This window comes from Herpetosiphon gulosus (assembly GCF_039545135.1).
GTDB lineage: Bacteria > Chloroflexota > Chloroflexia > Chloroflexales > Herpetosiphonaceae > Herpetosiphon > Herpetosiphon gulosus.
The window spans coordinates 1-24,810 of record NZ_BAABRU010000037.1 but is presented as its reverse complement, the minus strand read 5'-3'; the positions used below and the strand labels follow the sequence as shown (position 1 = coordinate 24,810).

Below are 24,810 nucleotides of genomic sequence, written 5' to 3'. Positions count from 1 at the left end.
GCTGATCTGCGGTATGATGTCCATCGGATGCTCCTCTGATTCATGGTGTGGTGCAATGTCATGATGCCAGAAGAGCGTCCTTTCCATTTAAGCTTGATGCGCATGGGGAATTTACAGTTAAGCCCAGATACAGAAGGAGCAGCGTGAGTGATCTGTTGAGAGCGATGATGAGCATATCCTAATGGACGAAGAGTAAACTTTGGTATTTATTAATAACAGTATTGGGCGTTGAATTATGGCTTATATCCCTATGCCGCTCGCGCAATCGTCAAGGGCAGACGCGTTCGTAAATCAAGATAGAAAACACCATAGGGATTGATATGCTGATAAATTAAGGGAGTAAGTCCACGGAAATCGTGGGCCTTCAGATGCGTCAGGTCTGGTGTTCCGGCGATAGCTTCTTGAATCATGAGCGTATTAATAAAGACCATCGCATTTTGTAGGACGTGCAGACAGAGCATAGAAAGTTCTTGGTTCTCACGCTGATTCGTCCGGAATTCACCATAGCGGCCATAAAAGACATAGCCATTTGCGCTATTCCAGTTCTCAATGACATTCAGCCCCGTTTGCACTTCATGACGAAGCGCGAGACTGTGGAGATACCGACAGAGATAAATGGTTTTGATGGCACGACCCAGTTCAACCATTGCCCGATAGGTTGGATGATTGGCTTGACGGGTAAAACGGCGCAGAATTGCATCAGCCTCCGCAACCCCGCGCTGGATGGCGACCGTGTATTTCACTAACTCATCATATTGCTCACGGATCAACTCCCAGTTAATCGCACGGGTTAGGACAGGGGTTAGTTGGGGATAGTTCTGTTGATCAGCGGGACTTGGCAAATACAGCTTTTGATGGTGGATCGGCTTGAGGCGTGGCCGTAACTCGAATCCTAGCAGCCGACAGAGGCCAAAAGCAACTTCTGATTGGCCATGACTATCCACATAGTGGTGTTGGATATCCATATCGGTACAATGACGCACAATCCCTGTAATCATGGCCGACACCTCTGAGGAGGAACAGGTTTTAAGTTGTGAGTAGATGCACGTTGATTTTTTATCAACATGCCAGTAGATAATCACCCCAGGACCTCGATACCGCGTATGCCATTCGGTCAGCAGATTTTGATCCCATGCCGCAAATTTCTTGGAATCTGAGGCACAACTGGTGACTTCGCCCCAGATCGCTGGATCACGATGGGCCAACAATGCGTTGACTAAGCGCTGGTTGGCATTACGAAGATGGTCACACGAAAGATAACGCTGGCGCACATACGTCAGGTCTTTGGCCGTGACATCGGGATTCCCCATGGCCATATGTTTAAGGCCAATATTCGTCCCGAGGCCATAAATGCACAGGAGCAGTCGTTTGCGTAATTCCTGCGGTTCAAGATGGCTTCGCCCCGTCAAACTACTTAAGAGCTCGGTAAACTGGGTGCGATCATCGGCCTCTTTGAGCATATCCAACAGAGCCGTAAGCGGCCATTGACGGTTGACTGCCTCACGAACCATGGGGATTGCACGCGCCTCTGGTTGCGCGGTCAGTGGAGAAAGTTCAATCCAGCCATCGTGCTTATCGAGAATACGGACGTGGGGATTGGATGCAAGACCCTGATGCAACTCGCTCATAGCGGCGCGATGCTCGTGTTGGATCTGGGTCAGGAAATCGGTGGGATCAAGGGGAAGTTTCAGATCAGCATAGTAGGTTTCGCGCTGGGCGATAAAATCACCTGGTAAATCTTCGGCGGGATCACGATACTGATCCGCCCCAACGACCCAGAGATCCTTGCAGCGTAGACGATCGCGCAGGGCACTGAGCACACATATTTCATAGGGGATATGGCGTACCTTGAGTCGTCCCCGTGGAGTCTGTTCAAGCACATGGGATCGCCAGATGGTGGGGACAACGCCCTCAATGGGAATAGATGGATCAGTGAATGATGTCCCTGGTGTGCCATTCCAATCGCGAACACAAGCAAGGCCTGCAAGGAGTGGTCGTTGCCCATCGCCCGTTGCGCGAATGTCAAGAATGGCCAGAATCGGGGCAACCATTTTTCGGTAATGGAGACCATAGGAGTTGCGCATCCGTACATGGACATGATTCCGCCGGGCATGCTCAGTTAACTCCAATTCCCGTTGCAGATCCCGGAGGGTTTCCTCATCAACAACCGGAAAGAGCACATGGCGAATGGTTCCATCGGGGTCACCCAAGGCGGCATCAACCAATTGGCGCAGCACTTTCGTTTTATTCGTAATCTGGCGAATTTGCTCGGTGACATCGGTCGTTACCCGCCGCTCGGCACGAATACCAACATGATGAATCATCTGGAGGAGCAGGTCAACCAAGGTATCAGTGATCGTCCGAGCGCGAACCCAACAAAAGAGCGCGAGGAGACTATGGCGTAAGGGGGTCTCGTGATCGCGCAGTTCATGTGGGCTTCGAGCAGCGACTTGGCTGACAAACGAGGCTAAGACCGATGCAGGAATTCCTTTACCGAGATCGGCGGGCAGGGCTAATGCACGGAGTTGCTGAAGCCGAGCAACTTCGGTGTAGGCGGTTGCAACCTGGACAGGGCCAGGATCGCGTTTTAACCATTGAATCGGTGCCCATGACGCGGGCTGAGCCGGATCATCAACACCGCCATCGGGTGGGGCAATAAGTAAAGCATCAAGGCGCATACACGTTTCGGCAGAAAGCCGTGCAACAATTCCTGCATGAAAGCGGGCTTCATACGCATTGATCGCGTCGGTGAGAATGCGGTCGAACCGATCAGTGCGATGCGGTTCGATGTGGTTGGTGCGACACCACTCATAGGCGGCGGCTTTCAGGCGATCGATGTGGGGGTCATGAGTTGAGAGTAACCGATCACTCAGCCACATGGTGAGCGCTGCTGCGTCCGCATCGGTGGGTTCGCGAACCGCAAAGAGGGTACGAATGAGGCTTCGATGGTCGGAACTGGTTCGGCCATCCCAATCATAGTGTAATACGACGGTTGGATCGAGCTTGAGTTGCTTCGCCAAATGGATAATCACTGCGGGAGGAACGGCACGCCGATCCCGAGGAAAGCGACCCTCAAGTAAAAAATATTTCAGCGTCGCGATAAACCCAATTCGGTTGTAGCCTTTATGCATGGGGGCAAGTATTGCCGATTCGTGCGGCAAGATTGTAAAGTATTCCGCGAGTTCATCCGATGTCCAATGTCGTTTCATCAACAAACCCCTATTTCAACGTGAAATGCAACTATCCCACCACATCTTTACAGCGGAAAGAAAGAATTGTAAGATAAGACGGATTATCTTACAATAACAGCAACCTCAATCAACGCATACCAAGGATTCATCTGTGGTTATTTCAGAGAGAAATCCGGAATTATCTTACAATAGATACTGAGGTAGCTTCACTGGAGTGCAGAGAATTCATGATGACAACCATTGCCGCACACCTTGATACCTTTTTAGATGATATGCAGTATCGACGTAAACTACGGCCGAATACCCTTCGGGCGTATCGCTATGATCTCCAACTCGCTGCAATCGCCATGCCGATGGATCTGGATACCATCACCATTCAACATGTGGAGAACTGGTTATATAATGAAGACGCATCCATCGCCACCAGCAATCGGCGTGCAGCCAGCCTGAGTCGGTTCTTTACATGGGCAATCCGCCACGGGATATGTCCAATTGACCCAACCCAGGGACGTGAACGAAGCGCACCTCCCCATCGATTGCCAATACCCATTCGTAGGAAGACTGAACGCGATCACCTTGATGCAGCGATCCGCATACTAGCGCAACCCTATCGCCTCATCTTTACGATCCTGCGCGAAACCGGTATGCGTGCCAGCGAAGTGATCCGATTGAATTACCAGGACGTATGTCTCGATCCGGGTCGCGAAGGTCTGCATCTTCGAGAACCCAAAAATGGCTATGACCGAATCGTCATCCTCGACCCTGATGCGACCCCGCGAACTGTCCGAGGACTGCGATCATGGGTGCGTACGCACCCCACTGGTGTGGGGCATGAGCCACTCTTTCGTTCGAATCGCCAGACACGCATCTCCTATCGTGCGCTCTATTATCAATGGCAGATCCTCTGCACGAACGCAGGTCTCACCAATGCGCAAGGTCAGCCTCAGTACACTATCCATCAACTTCGTCACACCCGTGCAACAGAACTCATTGAGCGAGGGCATCGGTTGGAGATTGTGCAACGGATTCTTGGCCATCGTGATCCACGCTCAACCCAAGCCTATGCAGAAATTAGTGATAGTGTGGTGCGTCAAGCATTAGCTAAACAGCAATAATCAGCGTGCATTATAGAAGATTGGAAGGATTCAATGAATGTCAGAACCCAAGAATCGCTGGCACTTTTGCGAACAACATTAAACGATTTGGATAATCCCAAAGTAAGCCTTATCTCATCTATTCAAAAGCTTTTGCGTGCCGCAATAATGCTGAATAACGAACCAATAAAGATATGGTGTGAAATTCAGCTTGGGAATGATCAATATACCCATAAATTACAAGAAGTCATTGATCTTATGATGCAATTAGATGAACTACAAGGAGAGAAACAACAAAAGAAACTAGCTGAAATAGAGCAAAAAATAGCCGCATTACCAAAGTTTGGAATAATTTATGAGAGAGAAGAATTATACGAATATTTAACATTAAAAACGATAAAAGCAGGGGGAGGATTTCAGAGTATAGGATTTATTGAAGAAAAATATGCAGATTTGGTAAGAACAAAACGGGCTAATGATGGGACATACTATAAATCCAATCTTAATACTGTTTTGCACTATGTTCGACGTATGACGCATGCTAAGGCGAATATACTGTATCAATCAATTGCATTTACTGAAGCATCCCAAACAAGTTGGGACGTGTTAAAAGATGCCATTGATAACGAATTACTTGATCTCGATCCATCACTCGCAGAAAAATTGATGATTGCGTTCAAATCAGTAAACACACAGAATCCAGAAGAATGGTCTCAGTCATTAACAACATGCCGAAGACTTATTGAGGGGTTGGCAGATATCTTGTTTCCGCCCCAAGCGACCCCCATTAATGGACGCGAACTTGGAAAAAATCAGTATATTAACCGCTTATGGGCATACATGGATACGGCTATCGAAAGTGACTCTAATCGTGAATTAGCGAAAGCGCATGTCAATGTTTTAGGAGCATATCTTCAAAAAACACATAAGTTAACCAATAAAGGAGTTCATAGCGATATTTCTCGTCTTGAAGCAATAAAAACCGTCTTTCATACGTACCTTGTGCTTGGTGATCTCCTTACATATCTCAAACAAGATGCCAAGAACTTATCTGGACAAATAAATATTCATACCGCTAGTCTTGATGAAATTGAATCACTTCTAGGCATAAATCGAAAGATTGCAAAGGAAATTATTCGATTACGTGTTGAACATAGAGTACTAACAGCAGATCTTCTTGCTTCATTAAATGGTATTGGTACCAAAACAATACAGAAGGCTATTAAGCTATTCTCATTTGATCCAGTAACAACAGTTTAGAATCAAATTTTTTATATGGAAAAATATCATGATTGATAAAAATAAAGAAGTTAATATTCTTTAATGCTATTGCGGCTGGATGTAAAAAACTTGGGTTTAGGCCTAAGAGGATCATGTGATGGCAGGGACTGTCCATTCGGTAGAAAACGGCACTAGCATTAACAATAATTAATAAAGGCTATAGCGACATGCATGTTGATATCTACAGGAGCAATTTTCAACATCTATGACCATCAATCATCCGCCATGTGTGGTTGAAGTGCCGATAAACTTCCTTATCGGCGTTAGAAACTGTGTGAACTACTGCTAATACGGAGTGATAGTCACCATCGTCTCATCAATGGTGACCATCACTCCGTATGGGGAATTTACGTTTAGTTTCTATCCATAATAATCGTTACGAATGGGTCTATCATCAGACGGATTTATTGTTTCTAGATATGTCTTATAACACCATTCTAATAAATTAATTGCACTAGTTATAGAATGTATAAATTGCTTAAACTGTTCTTCATCAAGCGTTTCAGGATGAGTATTCATAAGGTTTTTTGAATTTACTAATACGCTAATACTTGGTAGTATATCTTCACGAAGCAGGAGGAAATTATACACTATTTTTTTTTGTATCTCTATCGGTACTTTATCAACGATTTTCATATAGTTTTCCATACATTCTCCTTAATAGTACAACAATGGGAATCAAAAAATGAAACAAGCCACCTGATAATAAATCGATAATTATTGATTTCTATAACAATAAATTATGATAGAAATCAATATACTTAACTTATACAAAATACATTTATTCCCAACTATGGAATAACGCATTGTTTAGTTTCAGGAGTCTGATATTCTCCCCAGTATGCATCTGCATGATCCGTTTTGCCGAAAGCAATCCCATTCGTGAACGTGCAAGCGCGAGCATCAGTAAAACCTTGGACGAATAGACCTGGTGATGTCTGACTTGTTACTGATATGATTGTACCAGGTTTATTTTTCGCGATCCGAGCAGCTTCATTTCCAAAGATATAAGAAGCCCCAGGATAAGGATACAGGGTATATACAATATCAGCAATTCCTGCTGGAATATCTCTATTTTCAATTGGACCATTATCGCCCACTTCAACACCAAGTGCCTTGGCTCGCATCCATCCGCGATATACACGTGTTGGATGTCCATTAGGGCCGGATTCCAATGATGGGTCACTTTGTGCTAGGGGTTCGAAGGCTTTTCCATTAACCCATTCTTCTTTTAAATTCGTGGCAATAACCCGTGCGCTAGGAAATCGTTGTTTCGTGGCGATAGCATTCTCATAATCGCCTGCTCCAAGCTCAACTATAACCATTTCTGATTGTGGTGTTGGGGTTGGAGTTGATTGATGATTAGCGGTATTTGGCTTAGCACGAGGCATAATTTGTGCCATTGTGCTCATAAAGGTTAGTCCAAAAACGACTCTTGCGGCTATGCGTAAAGACCTGCTTGGATCAGGATCGCCTTGCGGTTGTGATCCTCCTCCACGAATAACCTGAGGACAATCTTGCCATAATGGCTTTTTTTGAGGATTAAGCTCCGGCGCAGCTTGGCAAAGGACTCCCTGCTGACAGAGATAGGCGAGGCCAAAGACACCAACCATCACGGCGGTTAAGACGGCGACACCACAGACAATGCTGAGATAACAGGCCGCCGCCGCAGCCCCCAATCCCGATAGGATCGGCAATCCGAGTTCAACCCCCGCCAATGCTGCAAGAAGGGGCGTTTTCCCGCTGGGATCGGTAAAGCGGGTGGGTTGGTTATGGGCATAGGCATAGGGATTCAGGGTTTGGGGATTATTGATCATCCCATCCCACGGGTCACGGCTGAGGAAGCGACTGGCTGCCGGATCATACCAGCGGGCGCGCAGATAGACCAAGCCGCTGGCTTCTTGCCATTCTCCGGCATAGCCCAGTCCCGAACTGGCGGTGCCGCCAATTTCCACCCCAAACGGGGTCCACTGCCGCGCTTGGATCACGGTTCCGCTATCGCTCAGCGTGCGGCGGACCGATCCAATCCCGTCACTCATCAGCCACCGACGGCCACTTGGCCCAAGGCTATAGAGCACCCGCGCCGTCCCGCCGCCCATCGGCGACCAGACATACCAGGTGGTGCCGCTCGCTTGCTGGGTGCCGACCAATTGCGCGTTCGGGGTCGTGGTATCCCACAGGAATCGGGTTGTTGCGCCATTGGTCGTGCTGGCAACCAGCAGGCCATCGCCATTGTAGGTATGGGTGCTGGTCGTGCCGCCTTGCGTGCGGCTGGTTAGGCGACCCAAGGCATCATAGGTATACGTCGCGGTGCCATCGTTGAGCACATTCCCCGCCGCATCATAGGTCCAATCAGTCCGTTGATCGGCAGCCGTATAGCTCCATGGCCCACTCGTACTCCCGTTGCGCTGGCGCGTGAGCGGATTGCCGACCCGATCATAGGTTGCCCCTTCGGTTTCATCGGCAACCAATCCCCGCGCGGGCGTTCCATCGCCTGGTCGGCTGAGCGTCGCGAAGGTCAAGCGATTGAGGCCATCATACTGCAAACGCCATCCATCCAACCGCTCATCCAGGACTATCGGGAGATATTGACGGTAGGCTCCTGCGGGGAGTGGGAGTGTAGTGCCAGCCCCCTGTTGCCATTCGGTGATGGCCTCGTGGCGACCAGCGGCACTGAGGGTGTAGCGCAGCCCAAACGTGGTCGTGGGGACAAGATCCTGCGGCTGAGCACGCGGCCCCCGCGTCCGGTGATCGGATTGGCGTTGCGTGGCGGCTTGGCCTTGTTCGATGCTGGTGACCCGATCAAGCGCATCATAGGCCCATTGGAGGGTAAATGGCTGGCCAATCGGTTCAATACTGGTCATCTGACCATCGATCGTGTGGGTATAGTTAATATCCCGTGTGCCATCACGGTTCGTATCGAGGGCATTCAGTAACCCATCCATATCATAGCCATAGCCCAACTGGGGGCCACCACTGGGATAGGTCAGTGCGACGCGTTGGTCGGTCGCATCATAGCCATACTGGAGACCGCCAACCACGGGCTGGGTGGTGGTCGCGACGCGATCCGCGCGGTCATAGGTCCAGCTCGTTGTCCCACCCCCATCGGTCATTTGGGTGCGCCGACCACTGGCATCATACTGCATCGTGATGGCGGTCGCGAGACCAGGCGAACTGATCTGCGTCACCCGATCACGCAGGTCATAGGTGAAGTTGATGGCCATCCCACTGCCACGCGGGTCAGTTTTCGTCCGCATCCGCCCACCCGTATCGTAGGTCATCGTGGTCGTGCGATTCGCGGCATCCTGTTGGGTCAACACTAAGCCACGACTGTCATACTGCCAGCGGCGGGTATGCTGCTCGGCATCGGTGAGGCTGCGGAGATTGCCATGAACATCATATTGGGCGGTCGTGGTCACGGCGATTGGCGCAACGGGTCCGGTTGCATTTTCGACGACGGTCGTGACCCGATCATCACCCCGATACCCCAGCAGCGTGGTTTGCCCATCGGCATTCGTGGTGGCGATAGCACGGCTTCCGCGATCATACTGCGTGGTCGTGACGATCCCGAATTGGCCCGTATTATCGGCAGCAGCAACAGTCCGCACGACCCGTCCCACCGGATCAACATGCGTGGCGACGAGATTCCGACGCGGATCAGTGGCATCCATCCCGGTTTCATCAACCAGCCAGCGTACCTGGCCCGTTCCATCGGCCTGTTGGCGGCTGGTCGCGCAGGTGATGGTCGTCGGCTCGCAGGTGATGCCGATGAAATAATAGGTTCGACTGCGGTGCTGGTTCAGGCGATCATAGGTAAAGGTCTCGCGAAACCCGCGTGGATTCCGTTGATCGACGACATTGCCTTCCGCATCATAGATCCACAACTGCCGCCGGTTGGTATCACTCTGGGTGGTATCCGTGGGATTGGGGGTATCACAGCCCGCAATGACGGGTTGCCCATTGGCCGTACACTGGTCGACCTGGACAGTCATCCGGCCCAGCGGATCATAGCGATACACCGTCGTGCGCCGTGCCGTCAGATCCAGCATGGTTGTGACGACTTCCGTTTGCCCGAGCGCCGTATACTGCGTCCATACCCGCAGATTCCGATCCGGTTGGCTGGGGGTAAAGGTATCACAGGTGCCGGTGAGCAGCGTTGCTGTCGCGCCCGTGCAGTTGGTGACCGTTTCGATGACCTGCCCCACCGCATTGGAGCGATAGCGGGTGATGCGCCCCATGGCATCTTGTTCGGCATACAGGCGGTCATTGGCATCATACCAGCGCTGGGTCGTCCGATTGACATCGGTTGCCCCACTGATCGGAGCCGGATCAACCGCTGTGGTTACACGGGTCGCGCGACCCCAGCTATCATAGGTATAGGCCGTTTTCAGGTCGGCCAGCGGATCGGTGGCTGGCGCATAGACACCATCGTGGTAGTCCGTAATCACCGTATCGACCAGTCCCGCTGGGGTATAGGTGGTGACGGTTTGGCGATCGGCGGCATCAGGGCCAGGAATGCCATCCTGATAGCGCTCGATGACCGAGACGACCCGTCCGAGGGCATCATACGCCGTGCGGATACAGCGATTCAGCGGGTCACAGATCATCGTGGCACGGGGTGTCGCCGTATCATCGTAGGTATAGGTGGTGGTGAGATTGACATCGCTCCGCCCTGTCAGCGGCTGCTGTGGATCATACTGTCGAATCACTTGCCATGGGCGACCCAACGCATCATAGGTGAAACGGGTCACCCGCTGCGTCATTCCCGTCCAGCGCCACCCAAGGCTGGAATCGAGCATGAGCGACCCCGTCACGATCCCCGTTTCGGTGATGAAGGTCGTGCGGCCAAAACTGTCATAGGCATAGAAGGTCGTACTGTTTTGATCGGGCCAGCGGGAATCATAGGCGGGTGGGGTGGTCGGGAGCGTGGCGGGAAAGCCTGCGGCGATCAAGCCCTTGGTACGCCATGCAACATGGCCCGCAGCGGTATAGCGTTGGGCGGTATAGGTTCCGAGGGGAGATCGTTCCCACACCTGCCGACCGTGGGGATCATAGCCATAGGTCGTGGTGAGATTGCGCTCGGCGGTTTGGGCGGCACATGGTCCCGTGAGACTGGGAACGCCTGCGGCATCCGTACAATTGCGCACCACCATGGCGACGGTATCGTCCGGATTGTAGCTATAGCGGGTCACCGTTCCCCGCGCATCGGCAGTGGCACTCACGCGGCCCACCGCATCATACGTGGTCGTCGTGGTTGCACCGGCGGCATCGGTCACGGCAGTGATTTGGCCCCAAGCATTATAGGTATAGGTGGTGGTGTGCCCCAGCGGATCGGTGACGGCTTCGAGCCAATGCTTACCCGGGTAGCGTTGATCATAGGTATAGGTCGTGGTGCGGCCCTGCGGGGTTGCCGGCGCAATCCCGGTAGTGACACTGGTTAACACATCACCCGGCCCATACTGATAGCGCGTTTCCCGCCCTAACGAATCGCGGACGATCGCTGGCTGATTGGGGGCAATTGCTTCGGTCGCCGCCCGATAGGTTGTGGTCACCCCCCCACCCGTTGCATCCGTCATCGAGGTCGCTTGGCCACGCGCGTTCGTCGTTTGACGCAGCGTATTGCCATAGCGATCAGTGGTCGCAGTTCGACCGAGGGTTGCGGGATCGAAGGTTGCTTGTTCGGTCGTGATCGTGCCGAGCGTGGTTTCATGACTAATATGATCCAAGGAGCCATCCGGGCGGTACCAGTGTTTTTCCCGATAGACTCGATTGCCGTCACGCGTCGCCATGGTCGTGCCATCAGATGCATACTGATAGGTTGTTTCCACCCCATCACCACTCACTTGAGCGATGACCCGCCGTTGGGTGGGCGGTGGCCATGCGGTCAAGGCAGGAGCCGCTGCATATAACCACGCATTGGGATTCCCCACGGGAACGCTCGCGGCGGTCGTTTCATAGACATTGGTGAGGGTGCGCACGCCCGCATGATCAATCGTGGTAATCAAACCATCGGTGAGACCATAGGTGGTGATGCGGCCCATCACATCGGTGACCGTGGTCAACATCCCATCCTGATAGGCATAGGTCACCATCCGATTGAGCGGATCGCGGACACTGGCAAGGCGGGCTGTCGTTGCTGTATCCCCGGTATAGGTCAATGCTACGAAGCGTTGTCCACTGGCATCACTGATGCGGTCAAGCAATCCCGTATAGGGACCGCTGGTGACATACTGGTACTGGAGGCTCGACCCACGGCTGGTCGTGACCGTGGTTACCCGTCCTTGCAGATCGAAGCGATAGCGCGTCAGATCGGGAAGGCTCACGGTATAGCCAGTGGCATCAGCCGTGAGCGTAGCGTAGACCCCTGGGAGGGGAACATAGGTCGATCCGGATTGCCGAAAGGTATAGTGGTTCCCCGATGGGCTGATGAGACTGATTTGATTGGCGACCCCAAGTGGACTTGTTGGTAAAACCAGGCGGAGTTGGAAGGGATGCGTCCAGCCGGGGCCAAGCACCGAGGTTTCAGTCAAGGCTTGACTATTATAGGACCGCGTCCACGTGAGTGGCTCGGCATCGGTGGGAATGGTCAGATCGGTTTCGCTATGGAGAAAATTTCCTGAGGCGGTATTGACCGGATCGCCTGCCACGACTTGGTAGGATGCGGGAGAACAGCCAAATTCACACGAGCCTTTGTTGCGCAATTGGGTTGCGGGAACGCCCACATACAGCGGCCAAATGGCCTGAATGTAGGCCGGTTCGCTCCAGCCTAGCCACAACGGTTCCCCAAAGGCAAACATGAAGGAGACGAGATAGGTGCCATCGGTAATCGGGCGGGTGGGATTCGTGAGCTGGTTATTCCAACTCGTGGCGAAACTTGCGGTCGCGGTACCCGGGTCAAAGCCTGGAGTGGGATGGGGCAAGGTCATGATATGCTGACCTGCCGGGGTATAGAGATCATAGTCATAGCCCAAGAAGGGGATCTCTGGCTGACCCTGTGCATTCCGCGTGGGTGGGGTTGCTTGGAACCGGGTCGTCAAGGTGGTCGGGGTTGCCCGATTGATCGGATTGGGGCTGGCCTCATAGTCGGTGACGGTTAAGTTAATCATCACGCTATCGGGTGGGGTGGCGGTCATGCCGGTGGTACTCGTCACCACCGCTCGCCACATGCCAGGATAGCGTTTGAGATCGAGCGCATCAATATTGAGCGGAGCGAGGGTTGCACAGGGGTTTGCCGTCGCCGTACAGTTCTGATCGAAGGGAAACTCGTTGCCATTATTCCAGCGAGCGGTAAAGAGGAGCGTCCCATTCTGAACGCCGCGATAGGTCATCGTGACGCGGCCAAACTCGATGGTTGGCACAGTGCTGGTCGGAGTGGCACTCCGATACCAGGTGGTCGTCCACGTCGTCCCATTCGGCACCCAGCTGGCGATTTGATCGGTGGGGCGGAGACAAATGACAATCCCGACCGAGCGATCAGTCTGGAAAAAGCGCCGTTGCAGGGTGGTACCCGTCGGATCATGCGACCAATCCACATTACTCGGATTCAGAAATTCATACCGATTGGTTGCATCCCGTTGCCACCATGCGCGGGGATTCGCCGCATCACCCATACACGAACTCACATCCTGTGGCCCCAATGAGCGGGATGCCCCTTGGTCGATGTCGCCGTCTAAGGGGATCGGATTGGTTGGCGATGGTTCAATGGCGGGATCAGTGTTGCGAGCCAACAATGGGCCAAACGGCGATGGGGAGGTCGTCGTCAGGGGAATGGTGGCCCGCTGGCTGGTTGTATCCGCTAGTGGGAGTGCAACGGGCGGCAAATCAGGCAATGGTGGCAAATCATCATGCAGCGTGATTGGGGCCGTGACCGTCGGCGGCTGCGGATTGGCGGGCACGGTCGAGCGCACGGCTGCGCGGGGGACACCCGAACCCAACAGCGTGATGACCAACAGATGGGCAAGCCAACGTGGCACAAGGGACATAGGGACTCCTTTGAACGCGATAGAGGGTCTATCAGCAATCAGAGGAGGAGTCATCCGAGGAAGGCGCGTATAGGGACAACGCACATGGGGATGGATGGTGATGGGTCATCCACATGCTCTCCAGCATAAGGATGCTCTCTCTCTCTCGATTCTGGTTGATATCCTAACAAAGAGCATGAGCGATGTCAAGCACGTGGAAATGATGAAAATGGTGGTAAAATTCATTAATATTAGGGGCTGATTTGTGTACTATATGGGAATAAAGACGCTCCATAGCGTTGGTGCTGGTGCAGTTACTTGGAGACATCGCTCGGTTGCCCAGTCGCTGGGATTCAAGCATATAAGAGTAACTTTTTCCTAGCAATTCACGTAGATTGATCGGCTAATCTAGGTGAGAAAATACTATTGATGTTATAGGAAACTTGTTATGAAGTCCAGAGTTGTTAACATTAGTATTGCGCTTACAACGTATCAAGTAGCGATCAAGGAGTTAGAAGGAATCGTTGAAAATGATGATCGATTACTTCAAGTTGATGCTGCCGTTCTAAAAGTGCTTAAAGCCCGGGATCAGTTAGAACAGAGTATAGTATCTAGTTCTGATCCACTAGTACAAATGATTGAACATCGTCTCCCCATATTTGATGAACAACTTCGGAGACTAAGACCAAAAATTGCTTCTCTTGTACATGAAGGCCCATGACCAACAATCCTGCGGCCAGCCGCAAAGTAAACATAACGCATTGACGACTACCGGTGACCCCAAGCAGACACACCGCTGAGCGCATTCCTCGTATCGCTCCCCATTCGATCTTTCCATGCATCCAGCGTGTGCTTCCACAATGCACTATCGGTGAGTGGATTTAACGCCATAGCGACGGTTCATTCATTGCCATAGGCGTTGAGATCGATCTGATCAACGCGTGCCGCAAGTTGTTCTGCGGTCGGTTGGAGATAGATTTGCGTGGTTGTGATGGAACGATGGCCCAGCAGTCGAGCCAACCCAACAAGATCATGGGGGTGTCGGGCTAAGTAGCGAGTGGCAAAGGTATGCCGCAGGCTATGCGGTGTGGTGCTCGCTGGCAGCAGCTTCCGCGCGGATGTATCGCGCACGAGTTGATGGATCATGTGGCTCATCTCCCGCAGACTCAGTGCACGCTGCCGCTCGCTTGTCCAGAGGGGACGGCGGGGATCACCCTCCTGCCGCAGCGGCCATGCCCGCGCAACCGTGTGCAGCGATGGTTCCACCCCAAGCAGCGGTGCCACATAGCTGGCGAGTGCACACCGTGCTGATTCATTGAGCGGGACGGTGCGCACGGTATTCCCCTTGCCTGCGCGAATCAGTGCATGGCCACTGCGCTCGCCGTAGTGGATATCGTGCCAGCACAACGCCGCACATTCACTGATCCGCATGCCGGTTTGAATCAGGACTTGGAGAATGGCGGTATTCCGCATGGGATTCCGGGTGAATTGCGCCTGCCGTAACAGGGCATTGACGTGGGCTGGACTCAGTGCCTTCGGGGCCGATGGAGTCGTGCGCTTCACGAGCTTCAGCCGTTGGGCCGGGTTCGTCGCGAGATAGCCCTGATCAACGAGCCAGATGCACCAGGTACGGATGGCACTGAGGTGCGTATTGACCGTGCTCACCGCCTCGGTCTGCTTAAGTGCCTCACGATAGCCCGCGAGGCTGATCGGATGCAGATCGGCCAGCAGCAAAGACCGCCGCTCGGCGGCGGCAAACCACCGACAAAGACGGCACAGCGCACCACGATAGCGCGTGCGGGTCGCGGCGGTCAGATCAGCCCCAGGATTACTCCACCATCGATCGATCAGCGATTCAATTGGTTCAGAGTCCGGTCGTGGCATGAGTCCGCATCCTTGTATCGCTTCTCGGCCATGTTTTTGGCGGGTTAGCGCCACCCATGGACGACGGGCTGAGGCGGATGCCCGTGGTATTTCACGGCGCACCATGGCCGAGAAGGCGTATTCTCTGCCATGTATCATAGACGATCGATCGCCCAGTGCGCAATCCCGTATCGGGGTAGTTTCGCAGCGTGTATGGACGGTTCGTACCACGATCGATGGTTTGTGAAAGGATCTGCATGAAACGATTCTGGGATGTCGATGAGCTTGCCGCACATTTTACCCTTACGGAGGAGGATTGGACGCTCATCGCCAACAAAACGGATGCAACCCGCCTCGGTTTTGCCATTTTGCTCAAATACCTTCCCGTCGAAGGAGCCTTCCCCAAACACGCGGCTGATGTGCCGCCCATGATGGCCTAAACCCAAGTTTCTCGCAGCCAGGCGCAATAGCATTAAAAAAAGTTTATTTGTTAGATAATTCCGCTATTTTGCCTCAAAAAATCGCTAAAATAGCGTGGGATAGCGTCACTTTTTTATGAATATTGGAAGATAATCGGTATTATCTTTCAAATATGGTAATCATCGTTTTAGGCTATTCCAATCGTCTAAAACACGCCATGTTGCGGCTGGATGTAAAAATCTTGGGTTTGGGCCTACTAGCAGGTATTGCATTAGAAACGAGCCTAAAGGATTTATGTGATCGAGAAGGAATCGCCCATGCAAAATTAGATAAAATGAATGCTGATCTTGCGAAAACAGGTATCTATAATAGTGTTATGCAGAAACAAATTACTGCTTGGGCTGGTTTAAGAAATGCAGCCGCTCATGGGAATTGGGGTGAATACAGCCATGACCAGGTTAAAACAATGATTGCAGGTGTTACTCAATTTATTGCCAATCATTTGTAACATCCTAATCATAGAGGGCATCACTCGTCAATACCTTGGTTACACATACCGATCACTCGGCAGTAAATTCCCAAAAAACTTCCACTTCAGTACAATTGTTCGCGAGAGGAAACTGGGGGAATCTGCGTTGTTGCGCTCAAGAAAGGATGCAGGAGGGGCACGAGAGCGCTTTTAGCAATGAATGAATACCATCAGTGGCGTTAAATCTGCGTACTGATAGGGCAGGGTGGAAGCACGCGCTGGAGGCATACGATGACCGAATGGGGCTTAAACGCACGGCTCCCCGAAACATGGCAGCGAACATATGTACGTATACCAACAATGGTAACCCCGTTGATTAACCGTGTTGTCTCTTTCGCCGCCACATGCGGATCTCGGCATCAGCGATGGCACCAGCGTGCTCCGGAGGGGGCAGCAGCATCGGGCTGTTCGTGTGACCAATGCCCAACGTGGAATGTCGCTAGTCAGGACAGCTTCGCGGCATAGACCCGTTTTGGATATGGTTGGTGGCATGGGCCATTCCGACTATTCCTGTGATAACAATCGATATTCATCGATAGAGACAGTCCGTTTTACGCTTAGCTTAACGGATCATCGCACATAAATCCTGTGATCATGGTTCTTATCACAGGATTCTCAGGCTCCATCGCATGGGTAAAAGCGAACACGTGTTCGCTGCCATGTTTCGGGGGGCCGCGCGTTTAAGCCCAGCCTGGCTGACTCAACGGTTGCGGCGGCATAAGCAGTCCTGGCAACGTCCGCATCCCCAACATCAGCTGTGCGGTTGCATCAATGAGCCGTCTGGAAGCAGCCGCGTGCGGACGATAGCTGGTATAGCCTGCACGATGATAACGAGGCTCAAATACCAACGCCAGCACATCCCGCAATCCCTGGTTGTCGCCAACAGCCTGCAGATCGGGATAGTCTAGGGGATGGCACATGAAAGGATGCATGCGGTGGCGCAGGGGATCGGGTTGCCCACCATCGAGGCGTGCATACTGTGCAATCGCGGCACCCAAGACCTCAGATGCAGGATACATCGCCGGAATACGCGCGGCCCGTGTCGATTCGCCGTGCAATCGAACAGCGGCGGTTGTCAGGATGGGGTGCGTTGGGTTCCATCCTAATGCATCACAATACCCTGGTGGAAACGAAGCCCACAGCGCCCTATCCCAATCCACCAGAAAGCGTTCGTCATGATCGGGCGGAAGATAGGCGTACACAAAGGTTGGTAAGGAGGATGGAGTATCCAGCAGGTATTTCCATGCAGGCAACAGGTCTTGGGTAAATGTATCCCAATCAAGTGGGATAAGATAGGTAAATGATGACATGTATCCTCGTACATAAATAGCATACGTCATACTAAAGAATAGGATGTGTAAAAGATAACTATCTATCAGCTATGCTGATACTTTACTCGATTGAGGGGATTAACCCAGCTGGCCCCGAAAACGTGTATTGAACAAATGTTCGTCCATATTTAACCCGATTTGTGCTCGTTAAGACCCGCTGCTTGTGCCGGGATTGGCTATAAAAAACGCTCGTTTTCTGAACCATCGATCCTCCCAGCCGTTCAGCGACCTACGACGCGTGGAGAGATCGGCAATATACTCGGTAGACTATCTATGTTAACATAGGATGACATTCTACGGATATGTTTACATTCAGAAGGGTCTGCTATGCTGGTTGGCTACGCCCGTATCTCAACCGATGATCAGGATCTGTCACTGCAACGCGATGCACTCACCGCTGCGGGGTGCGAACAAATCTTTGAAGATCGCATGGGCGGTGCAACCGCTGATCGTCCTGGTCTCCATCGAATGTTCCAGTATGTGCGAGCAGGCGATACGATCGTCGTCTGGCGCTTGGATCGACTCAGTCGATCGCTGAAGGATTTGATCGATGTCGTGACGCAGTTGGAGCATATCAGCGTTGGATTGCAGAGCCTCCAGGAGTCCCTCGACACGACCTCCAGTTCTGGCAAGCTGATCTTCCATATCTTTGGTGCCCTCGCTGAATTTGAGCGCACGCTGATTCGCGAACGAACGCAGGCAGGCCTCCAGGCTGCCCGTGCGCGCGGGCGCACGGGCGGGCACCCGAAAGCGCTCACCATGGAGCAACAGGCGCTCGCTGTACGCCTATATGCTGAAAAACAGCACACCGTCGCGCACATTTGCCGACTCCTGGGTATCTCGAAACCAACACTGTACAAATACCTGGCAGCCTATACAGCGTCCCAATCGGCGAGTCAAGCGGAGCGCACAGCGCATGAATGACGATCAGCGCTCCGCCCAGTATCATCCCATTACACCCGCCACGGGTCTGGCAATCCAGCACTTGGGACAACTTGGCCACACCGATTCATTCAGCTATCCCAAACACGTGCAATGGCATCCGACAGCGCCACTGCTAGCCTTGAGCTACCCGCTGAATGACCCAGCCGGAACGGCACGGCTCGCCCTCTGGACCCCATGGGGAACATGCCGCTCTACTATCACCGAAACCGACGCACGGCGGACGGGGCTTCCCATCTATAGCGTCGGGTGGAGTGTTGATGGCCAGGTTATGGCGTATGGCTTTAAGGCTATTCAGGTCACGCCCGCAGATACGCGAACACAGCAGATCCTTCCCGGAACACGGCTCCTCTGGAGTCCCAGTGGCCATGTGCTGGCGACCACGGATACCACCCGGGTCATCCTCTGGGATCTGGATCGTGGCCAAACGACCATGCTCCCAGAGTCAGCTGGAATCCAGCTGGGCTGGAACCCAACATTCTGCTGGGTGGATGCCACCACAGTGCGGGGCGCAACGCAGACGCACATCAGCACATGGGATCATGGTGGCAACCACACGACTCGCACGGCCCTCGCAGCACCCTTCAGTCCATCCAGCATGAGCCAGGCCATTCCGACCTGGAGTCCTGGAGGTCATGCCCTGGCGCTCTGGACGGACACGGCGGTCGCGATCATGCACGCTGATGGATCGGTGCAGGCGGTCGTTCCGAGTGGGACGACCGCCTGCTTTCGTAGTCCTGTCGCCTGGCATCCCACCGGGACGAGTCTGGCGACGATTGATGATTGGGATGTCCAGCTCTGGGATGTGGGGGGCACACGGATCACAACGTTTGTCGGTACGCACTATGGTGTGGCCTGTCTAGCGTGGAGTCCGGATGGGCAGATCCTGGCGACCGGGTCATGGGATAGCACCATTTGCCTGTGGAGTCAGGATGGGGTCCTTCTCCAAACAGTGTTTACCGCTCCTACCCGGCGCAGTATGCGGGCCGTCTTTCTCCTGGACTGGAGTCCAGATAGCCGCTACTTGGTTGCATCACTCCGTGATTGTACGATTCAGGTCTATGCTATTCCCATTCCGGAATGAGGGATGCTCACGATGCCACACGCGTGGTCAAACCGTAGGTTTCTGTTCAAATGCTCCCGCTGGTCCATCAACGCACCAAGTTCACCCGGAGCACAGGCATCGGCAGCCGCGAGGATGCGCAGACGGTCACGGGCACTCCAGTGGGTGCGGGCGGCTTTGGGCCGCACTTCAGGGTCATGGGTCGATTGGTCGGGCGTTGGTTTTTTGCTGGCCATGGAAGCTCCTTGCGGCCCTCGACTTAAGATCATAATCCCAGATCTGTCTCACCCATGTTAGCACAGAGGGCATGGTCAGGGGTAATGCCGCTCACATGGAATTCGCCACCAGTGTAAATGTTGGTCATGGGCCTCGATGGTGGAATGAAATGGGCGGCAGCGCTCATTTTTGGGCGGAGAGTATTGATTTGGTAGTTCAAGTCAGTCGTTATCATCCCATAGCTCACCACTCCAATATAGCATTTCGCGATCAAGTGCGGCCATATCGGATGGTTCAAGGAGGTGGTGATAGTCAATCGCCGCAGCATACTTCGGGTAGTGCTGAGCAACCCATCTTAAGAGCACAAGGGTTTCCTGTTCTGCGCGTGGCTGATACGCAAAAGTAACAACAAAATCTGACCACTGATTCGTTCCTAAACGGGTCGTGATCTGCTCATACAAGGCAGGATGATCACCCTGCCAAACATCCTGAGTATCACCCATAGAGACACGAACCGAACCAAATTGCGATGGATCAAACACTTTGATCATGCCAAATGCCTGCCGACGCTGTGCCATCGGATCAGGCACAAATCCAAGTGCTTCAAGATCTTCCGTCCATTGGTGCAAACATTGTGATGGCAAAATAAGATTAATATGGTCAGTTGAACTCATAAACTCACTTCCTGGTAAAACTCAAATGCCTTCATTAGGGAGAAGGACAAGAATTGTGTTACGAAACATCACATCATTAAAAATTTCAATAGCGAGGCGGTCACGCGGTGCAGCATCCACCGATTCCTGTGGTAACGCTCAATAATCGTGCTAGCACAACCAGTCCATCATATGTGAGGATGGAGGTTGAGATGGATAGCAATCCTGTGATAATGACTTATCACAGGATTCGTCAGGCTCCACAAACTAAGCCATTGTGTGTGCGGATCAGGTACATCGTCGCCTGGATCATCGATGATGTGGGTGATCCAGGCGACGATGTACCTGATCAAGGCCAGAACGCAGAACTGACCATGCCGACGTGAGGATGGACTCACCGCCAATGTACTTGATCAGCACACACATGCGGCCCGTTTGATAGCGATCCTTACCATACCTCATGGAGTTACACGGCTGCCGATCAACGCACCGATTGGACGTATGATGCGGCGGGGAATGTGCTCAACGATGGCACCGCGACGTATACCTATGATGCCTTGGGTCGCCTAACCAGCCGCACGCAAGGCGGCACGACCAGCACCCATACCTATAATGGCGATGGCCTGCTGGTTGCCAGCACGACGAATGGCGCAACGACCCGATTCCTGTGGGATACCACGGCATCCACCGCCCAATTAGTCGGCACCCAGCAAGCGAGCGGCACGACGTGGTATGTCTGGTCGCCGATGGGCGGCGGGACGGCACGGGTGCTCTATAGCCTTGGGCCAAGTGGCCGTCGTTGGCTGATCAGTGATGGGATTGGATCGGTGCGCCGCACGCTGAGCGATAGCGGAACCGTGATCCAAGCGCGGCAGTGGACCCCGTTTGGGGTGGAAATCGGTGGCACCGCCAGTGCGGGACTGGGCTATGCGGGAGAATGGCAAGATGCCAGCGGCTTGGTCTATCTCCGTGCCCGCTGGTATGATCCGGCAGCGAGTCGATTCCTGAGCCGTGACCCGTGGGATGGGATGATCAGCAATCCCCAAACCCTCAATCCCTATGCCTATGCCCATAACCAACCCACCCGCTTTACCGATCCCAGTGGACGGTGTCTTGGCCCGCTAATGCTCTTCTGTATCGGTGCGGCGGTTGGGGCGGGGATGAATTTTGTCTCCCAATTTGTTCAGAAGGGGTCTCTTGATGCGATAGATTGGACAGAAGTGGCTGTTTCAGGGCTGGTTGGTGGCGTTTCGACGCAGTTCCCGATCGTGGGAGCAGGCATTGGTATTCTTGGCAGTTTCTTAGCCATGGATGCCTTTATGAAAAACCCAAATCCCGTCACCGGCTTGAATCTCTCCCTGAGTCTCTTTGGCGCATGTCTTGGGCTTGGGGGATTAGGTGGCGGCGGCAGTGGGCCAGCCTTGGCCTTGGCGGGCGGTGGGGTAGCCCCAACCGCAGCTCGCGTTCTAACTGTCAACTCAGCAGTTCAGGCTGGTGTGGCTGGGATGAATCTCAACGTCCTCATGATGAATGGTGGAACAAGTAGTGGCGAAAGCCAACAAAACGATCTTATAATAAAAAAAGGAGAAGTTAATAATTATAAGGAGTACGAGGCCTCTGCTCCTAATAATCCACAGCTATATGCGCAAGGACGCATCTATAATCGTGATCGAATACTTCGTTTGAACTTTCAAACAAAGGGCGATGATGGCTCTCGTTATGCTGGATTACGAGGGAAAGAACAATTTCATAAAATTATGCAATATTTCGATGGCGATTTCGATATAGTTCGTGGATCTTGGGTTGAAAAAGATAATCTTGCCGGATTTAATAATTATCTAAGATCAAACCCAAGTGCGAGTTTAGAAGATGCCGCAACTAATGGTACCTTTACCGGGCAATGGCTTCGAGAGTATGGATATACAAATGCTACAATTCTCGATGCTATTGTAGAAGGAGACGAATATAGCATCGTTACTGTTCATTTTACCAAATAAAGGATATTTTTATGAGCACGATAGAACCTTCTGTAATACGAGAACTGATCATTTCCCTCTATAATGATGATAATCAACCATCGGTAATTCTTCATAGCCTTAAGAATTTAGGTTTGGGGAGAGAAATGGCTGATCATCTTTATATGGCTCTTAATCTTGATCCTGATGCCGTTACGTATGTTTATGCTTGGTATAACGGCTCGATCCCTGATGAAAAACTAAATTTTCTTATCCGTCGAACAATGAAACGATTACCTTAATTTGGTAGTGTTTCGACGCAGCTCCCGATTGCGGGGGCGGCCAGCGGCATCCTTGGCAGTTTCTTGGCCAAGGATGCCTTATGGGATTAAGAGATGTCAACGCGATCAATCAACGCCTGCGCGATGGGTTTGTGGTTGAACTGCCGCACAAGGCGCACGGATCGTGGACATTTTATTTCACGGCTCGGGGTGGCTTCGTGATTGAAGTTCTCTGCGGCTGGCCGCAGGAATGTTGACACTGGTGGAGAATTCGAGAGCAGAAAAAACTCGGCGGCAGCGGTCTCAGGGGCTGACGGCTCCCGCTGCGGGTGCGTCGGCTAATCGGCATCACCGTGTGCTGCTGTTCGCCATCGCGGTTCATGCCCCAACTTTTTTGCGCTCTCCTCATTATTCAGCCACTATTGCACATTTCTCGGAGTCTCGCGAACCCACTTGGCGAACGTCGCTGGGCCATTCCTGCTGATTGCTTGCAGATAGTCCTCCGATCCCATGGGGGGACATGCCAGCACGGCTGCGCAGAAGGCGGGTGGCGGCTGATAGCCATGGACGGCAATGAAGTGCACGATGAGTGTCGGTGCCACATAGAGCAGGCCGTGACCGGGGACAAAGAGATTTTCGCTGCCCATCGGAACGGTCATCCCATCCGCATGCACTGCGTCAGGCCGCTCTGGCGGCAGACAGTGATCACATGCGTGCCAGCCGAGAAACGTATAGGGGTTCCCACGGGTTTTCACAGAGCGAGACGAGTTTGGTCTGGACGGCACGGGCAATGCTGCCTTTCGGATAGGGGTGGCCGCGCTCCAGCCAGCCGACCGCGAGGAGTTTCTCGCCATGGAGCTGGTCGAGGTCGAAATAGGTACACGGGGTGAGATCGTCATACCATGGCATCATCCATCTCCGTTTCTAAATTGATTCCTCGCCGATTCAATCATGCGCTCGCATAAAACGGATCGCCCGCACAAAACGCGGCCAATCGTCGATTGACCGTTGCTTGACTACATGTTCGCACGCTCGTCAAGCGCTTTTTCGTCGCCTTGCTCGTTCCTCCGGCGTTGCTTGGCCGCCGCTTTGGCCCGCCGTGATCGCGCCAGTTTTTGCGCATAGGCGTAGGCTCCGCCGCTATCTTCTTCGGGTCCAGGTTGAGCGCCGCCTGTACAGCGCGGGTGGTTGTGCGTGCTCATCCGGGCATCATTGCCAGCACCAGCCCTCCGTTCCTATACCGAACGAAGACAGGCGACCAGCGCTCACAATCACTATCCCTTGGAAATATGGGGCGTGTCCTGACCCGCAACCTATCGACAGAGGACTCAATACGTCATAGACTGTGTATCGCCATCGACGGAGCGTTCAGTATTGTCAATGGCGATACGCAGTTCAATGGTGAGAGGAAATACCATGGCGCTTGATAGTACCCAGTTAACTGATGAAGCCCTTGTGCTCTTAACCGCCGTAGGATGGTCGCCCGATCGATCGGCACTATGATGTCACAGCACGCATCATTGAACCACTCGCTGCGGTCGGCTGGCCAATCTTTCCCGAGGCGCAGCGTATTTTTGCGTCCGTAGGGATGCTGCGATTCGCCCAAGGACACCTGCCGCCCAATCGGACCCATCCACGCTATCCGGTATCTCATACCAGCACGATTATCGATCATGTGCGTTTTATCAATATAGACCTTCATTTTGACCCCTATGCTGCCTTCGAAATCGATCATGCTGATTTTTTGGTGGACTGGATCACCCATCCGCTCGTGGCGGATCATGGCGGGCTACTCTGTCCCATTGGGTCGTGTGCACCAATGGACCCAATCCCCTGTGTGCTAATATCGAGTGAGACAGATTCCATTGGCTGAGATCCGTTCTGATCAGGGCGCGAGGAACCTTTGTGCTGATCAGGTACATCATCACCTGGATCACCCTCATCATCGGCGGCGCTTCGTGCGTCGCTGCTTGAGCCGTTTGGTTTCCTGTGCAGCCAAGCCACACAATGCCTCAACCAGCTGCTCAAAC

Annotated in this window: 22 protein-coding genes; 11 read left to right on the top strand and 11 right to left on the bottom strand. The window is 52.8% G+C overall.

The features are described from left to right. Positions 1 to 248: 248 nt before the first annotated feature. Positions 249 to 3,209 (bottom strand): Tn3 family transposase, encoded by a 2,961-nt coding sequence (locus ABEB26_RS24960; protein WP_345724809.1) that lies wholly within the window; start codon positions 3,207 to 3,209, stop codon positions 249 to 251. 209 nt (positions 3,210 to 3,418) lie between these two features. Between ABEB26_RS24960 and ABEB26_RS24955 the strand changes: the two genes are divergently transcribed. Continuing rightward, complete coding sequence (locus tag ABEB26_RS24955) at positions 3,419 to 4,306, top strand: tyrosine-type recombinase/integrase (RefSeq protein WP_345724808.1); 888 nt, start codon at positions 3,419 to 3,421, stop codon at positions 4,304 to 4,306. A 33-nt stretch (positions 4,307 to 4,339) separates the two neighbouring features. Then, on the top strand, positions 4,340 to 5,545 hold the full coding sequence (locus ABEB26_RS24950) for a ComEA family DNA-binding protein (protein ID WP_345724807.1): 1,206 nt from the start codon (positions 4,340 to 4,342) through the stop codon (positions 5,543 to 5,545). A 381-nt stretch (positions 5,546 to 5,926) separates the two neighbouring features. Here the strand turns inward: ABEB26_RS24950 and ABEB26_RS24945 are convergent, their stop codons facing one another. Beyond that, positions 5,927 to 6,214, bottom strand: a complete 288-nt coding sequence (locus ABEB26_RS24945; protein ID WP_345724806.1) for a hypothetical protein — start codon at positions 6,212 to 6,214, stop codon at positions 5,927 to 5,929. Between the two features lie 143 nt (positions 6,215 to 6,357). Continuing rightward, the gene (locus ABEB26_RS24940) at positions 6,358 to 13,548 is read right to left on the bottom strand and encodes a DUF6531 domain-containing protein (protein WP_345724805.1); all 7,191 of its coding nucleotides are present in this window, start codon (positions 13,546 to 13,548) and stop codon (positions 6,358 to 6,360) included. A gap of 427 nt (positions 13,549 to 13,975) precedes the next feature. Here ABEB26_RS24940 and ABEB26_RS24935 point away from each other — a divergent pair, with 427 nt between their 5' ends. After that, positions 13,976 to 14,248, top strand: coding sequence for a hypothetical protein (locus tag ABEB26_RS24935; RefSeq protein WP_345724804.1), 273 nt, complete (start codon positions 13,976 to 13,978; stop codon positions 14,246 to 14,248). A 179-nt stretch (positions 14,249 to 14,427) separates the two neighbouring features. On the opposite strand, the gene ABEB26_RS24930 is transcribed toward ABEB26_RS24935, so the two are convergent. Then, a complete protein-coding gene (locus ABEB26_RS24930) occupies positions 14,428 to 15,411 on the bottom strand; it encodes a tyrosine-type recombinase/integrase (RefSeq protein ID WP_345724803.1) in 984 nt (327 codons plus the stop codon). A 236-nt stretch (positions 15,412 to 15,647) separates the two neighbouring features. On the opposite strand from ABEB26_RS24930, the gene ABEB26_RS24925 reads away from it, so the two are divergent. Beyond that, complete coding sequence (locus tag ABEB26_RS24925; protein WP_345724802.1) at positions 15,648 to 15,830, top strand: DUF4158 domain-containing protein; 183 nt, start codon at positions 15,648 to 15,650, stop codon at positions 15,828 to 15,830. A 122-nt stretch (positions 15,831 to 15,952) separates the two neighbouring features. Beyond that, positions 15,953 to 16,318, top strand: coding sequence for a hypothetical protein (locus ABEB26_RS24920; RefSeq protein ID WP_345724801.1), 366 nt, complete (start codon positions 15,953 to 15,955; stop codon positions 16,316 to 16,318). A 701-nt stretch (positions 16,319 to 17,019) separates the two neighbouring features. Here the strand turns inward: ABEB26_RS24920 and ABEB26_RS24915 are convergent. After that, entirely contained in the window at positions 17,020 to 17,649 is a 630-nt protein-coding gene (locus ABEB26_RS24915; RefSeq protein ID WP_345724800.1) for a hypothetical protein, read from the bottom strand. A gap of 348 nt (positions 17,650 to 17,997) precedes the next feature. Between ABEB26_RS24915 and ABEB26_RS24910 the strand changes: the two genes are divergently transcribed. Both ABEB26_RS24910 and ABEB26_RS27010 read left to right on the top strand, forming a co-directional pair. Beyond that, on the top strand, positions 17,998 to 18,594 hold the full coding sequence (locus ABEB26_RS24910) for a recombinase family protein (RefSeq protein WP_345724799.1): 597 nt from the start codon (positions 17,998 to 18,000) through the stop codon (positions 18,592 to 18,594). Beyond that, positions 18,587 to 19,696: a WD40 repeat domain-containing protein gene (locus ABEB26_RS27010; protein ID WP_486348333.1), complete on the top strand. Its 1,110-nt coding sequence runs from the start codon at positions 18,587 to 18,589 to the stop codon at positions 19,694 to 19,696. The genes ABEB26_RS24910 and ABEB26_RS27010 overlap by 8 nt, the downstream gene beginning before the upstream one ends. On the opposite strand, the gene ABEB26_RS24905 is transcribed toward ABEB26_RS27010, so the two are convergent. Further along, positions 19,672 to 19,911 (bottom strand): hypothetical protein, encoded by a 240-nt coding sequence (locus tag ABEB26_RS24905; protein ID WP_345724798.1) that lies wholly within the window; start codon positions 19,909 to 19,911, stop codon positions 19,672 to 19,674. The genes ABEB26_RS27010 and ABEB26_RS24905 overlap by 25 nt on opposite strands. 201 nt (positions 19,912 to 20,112) lie before the next feature. Then, on the bottom strand, positions 20,113 to 20,565 hold the full coding sequence (locus ABEB26_RS24900; RefSeq protein WP_345724797.1) for a hypothetical protein: 453 nt from the start codon (positions 20,563 to 20,565) through the stop codon (positions 20,113 to 20,115). Between the two features lie 107 nt (positions 20,566 to 20,672). Between ABEB26_RS24900 and ABEB26_RS24895 the strand changes: the two genes are divergently transcribed. The 4 genes from ABEB26_RS24895 to ABEB26_RS24880 all read left to right on the top strand — a co-directional run bounded on the left by ABEB26_RS24895 (position 20,673) and on the right by ABEB26_RS24880 (position 23,037). Continuing rightward, positions 20,673 to 20,930, top strand: a complete 258-nt coding sequence (locus ABEB26_RS24895; protein ID WP_345724796.1) for a hypothetical protein — start codon at positions 20,673 to 20,675, stop codon at positions 20,928 to 20,930. 132 nt (positions 20,931 to 21,062) lie between these two features. Further along, positions 21,063 to 22,541, top strand: coding sequence for an RHS repeat domain-containing protein (locus ABEB26_RS24890; RefSeq protein ID WP_345724795.1), 1,479 nt, complete (start codon positions 21,063 to 21,065; stop codon positions 22,539 to 22,541). Between the two features lie 11 nt (positions 22,542 to 22,552). Beyond that, positions 22,553 to 22,801: a hypothetical protein gene (locus ABEB26_RS24885; protein WP_345724794.1), complete on the top strand. Its 249-nt coding sequence runs from the start codon at positions 22,553 to 22,555 to the stop codon at positions 22,799 to 22,801. Positions 22,802 to 22,881: 80 nt separating this feature from the next. Beyond that, a complete protein-coding gene (locus ABEB26_RS24880) occupies positions 22,882 to 23,037 on the top strand; it encodes a hypothetical protein (RefSeq protein ID WP_345724810.1) in 156 nt (51 codons plus the stop codon). A 162-nt stretch (positions 23,038 to 23,199) separates the two neighbouring features. Here the strand turns inward: ABEB26_RS24880 and ABEB26_RS27005 are convergent, their stop codons facing one another. The 4 genes from ABEB26_RS27005 to ABEB26_RS24865 form a co-directional block, all read right to left on the bottom strand. Further along, entirely contained in the window at positions 23,200 to 23,454 is a 255-nt protein-coding gene (locus ABEB26_RS27005) for a DUF7919 family protein (protein WP_486348332.1), read from the bottom strand. A gap of 31 nt (positions 23,455 to 23,485) precedes the next feature. After that, the gene (locus ABEB26_RS24875; protein ID WP_345724793.1) at positions 23,486 to 23,692 is read right to left on the bottom strand and encodes a DUF7919 family protein; all 207 of its coding nucleotides are present in this window, start codon (positions 23,690 to 23,692) and stop codon (positions 23,486 to 23,488) included. 104 nt (positions 23,693 to 23,796) lie between these two features. Further along, positions 23,797 to 23,982 carry a hypothetical protein gene (locus tag ABEB26_RS24870; RefSeq protein ID WP_345724792.1) on the bottom strand — a complete coding sequence of 62 codons (186 nt, stop codon included), beginning with the start codon at positions 23,980 to 23,982 and terminating at the stop codon, positions 23,797 to 23,799. A 134-nt stretch (positions 23,983 to 24,116) separates the two neighbouring features. Next, positions 24,117 to 24,563 (bottom strand): hypothetical protein, encoded by a 447-nt coding sequence (locus tag ABEB26_RS24865; RefSeq protein ID WP_345724791.1) that lies wholly within the window; start codon positions 24,561 to 24,563, stop codon positions 24,117 to 24,119. Positions 24,564 to 24,810 lie beyond the last annotated feature (247 nt).

Excerpts from the sequence above, each read along its gene's own strand:
- ABEB26_RS24905 (WP_345724798.1), bottom strand. The coding sequence starts at position 19,911 with ATGGCCAGCAAAAAACCAACGCCCGACCAATCGACCCATGACCCTGAA.
- ABEB26_RS24865 (WP_345724791.1), bottom strand. The coding sequence starts at position 24,563 with ATGATCCGCCACGAGCGGATGGGTGATCCAGTCCACCAAAAAATCAGC.
- ABEB26_RS24880 (WP_345724810.1), top strand. The coding sequence starts at position 22,882 with ATGGGATTAAGAGATGTCAACGCGATCAATCAACGCCTGCGCGATGGG.
- ABEB26_RS24960 (WP_345724809.1), bottom strand. The coding sequence starts at position 3,209 with ATGAAACGACATTGGACATCGGATGAACTCGCGGAATACTTTACAATC.
- ABEB26_RS24945 (WP_345724806.1), bottom strand. The coding sequence starts at position 6,214 with ATGGAAAACTATATGAAAATCGTTGATAAAGTACCGATAGAGATACAA.
- ABEB26_RS24940 (WP_345724805.1), bottom strand. The coding sequence starts at position 13,548 with ATGTCCCTTGTGCCACGTTGGCTTGCCCATCTGTTGGTCATCACGCTG.
- ABEB26_RS24910 (WP_345724799.1), top strand. The coding sequence starts at position 17,998 with ATGCTGGTTGGCTACGCCCGTATCTCAACCGATGATCAGGATCTGTCA.
- ABEB26_RS24950 (WP_345724807.1), top strand. The coding sequence starts at position 4,340 with ATGAATGTCAGAACCCAAGAATCGCTGGCACTTTTGCGAACAACATTA.
- ABEB26_RS24930 (WP_345724803.1), bottom strand. The coding sequence starts at position 15,411 with ATGCCACGACCGGACTCTGAACCAATTGAATCGCTGATCGATCGATGG.
- ABEB26_RS24915 (WP_345724800.1), bottom strand. The coding sequence starts at position 17,649 with ATGTCATCATTTACCTATCTTATCCCACTTGATTGGGATACATTTACC.
- ABEB26_RS24875 (WP_345724793.1), bottom strand. The coding sequence starts at position 23,692 with ATGATGCCATGGTATGACGATCTCACCCCGTGTACCTATTTCGACCTC.
- ABEB26_RS27010 (WP_486348333.1), top strand. The coding sequence starts at position 18,587 with ATGAATGACGATCAGCGCTCCGCCCAGTATCATCCCATTACACCCGCC.
- ABEB26_RS24885 (WP_345724794.1), top strand. The coding sequence starts at position 22,553 with ATGAGCACGATAGAACCTTCTGTAATACGAGAACTGATCATTTCCCTC.
- ABEB26_RS24935 (WP_345724804.1), top strand. The coding sequence starts at position 13,976 with ATGAAGTCCAGAGTTGTTAACATTAGTATTGCGCTTACAACGTATCAA.
- ABEB26_RS24955 (WP_345724808.1), top strand. The coding sequence starts at position 3,419 with ATGATGACAACCATTGCCGCACACCTTGATACCTTTTTAGATGATATG.
- ABEB26_RS24925 (WP_345724802.1), top strand. The coding sequence starts at position 15,648 with ATGAAACGATTCTGGGATGTCGATGAGCTTGCCGCACATTTTACCCTT.
- ABEB26_RS24900 (WP_345724797.1), bottom strand. The coding sequence starts at position 20,565 with ATGAGTTCAACTGACCATATTAATCTTATTTTGCCATCACAATGTTTG.
- ABEB26_RS24870 (WP_345724792.1), bottom strand. The coding sequence starts at position 23,982 with ATGAGCACGCACAACCACCCGCGCTGTACAGGCGGCGCTCAACCTGGA.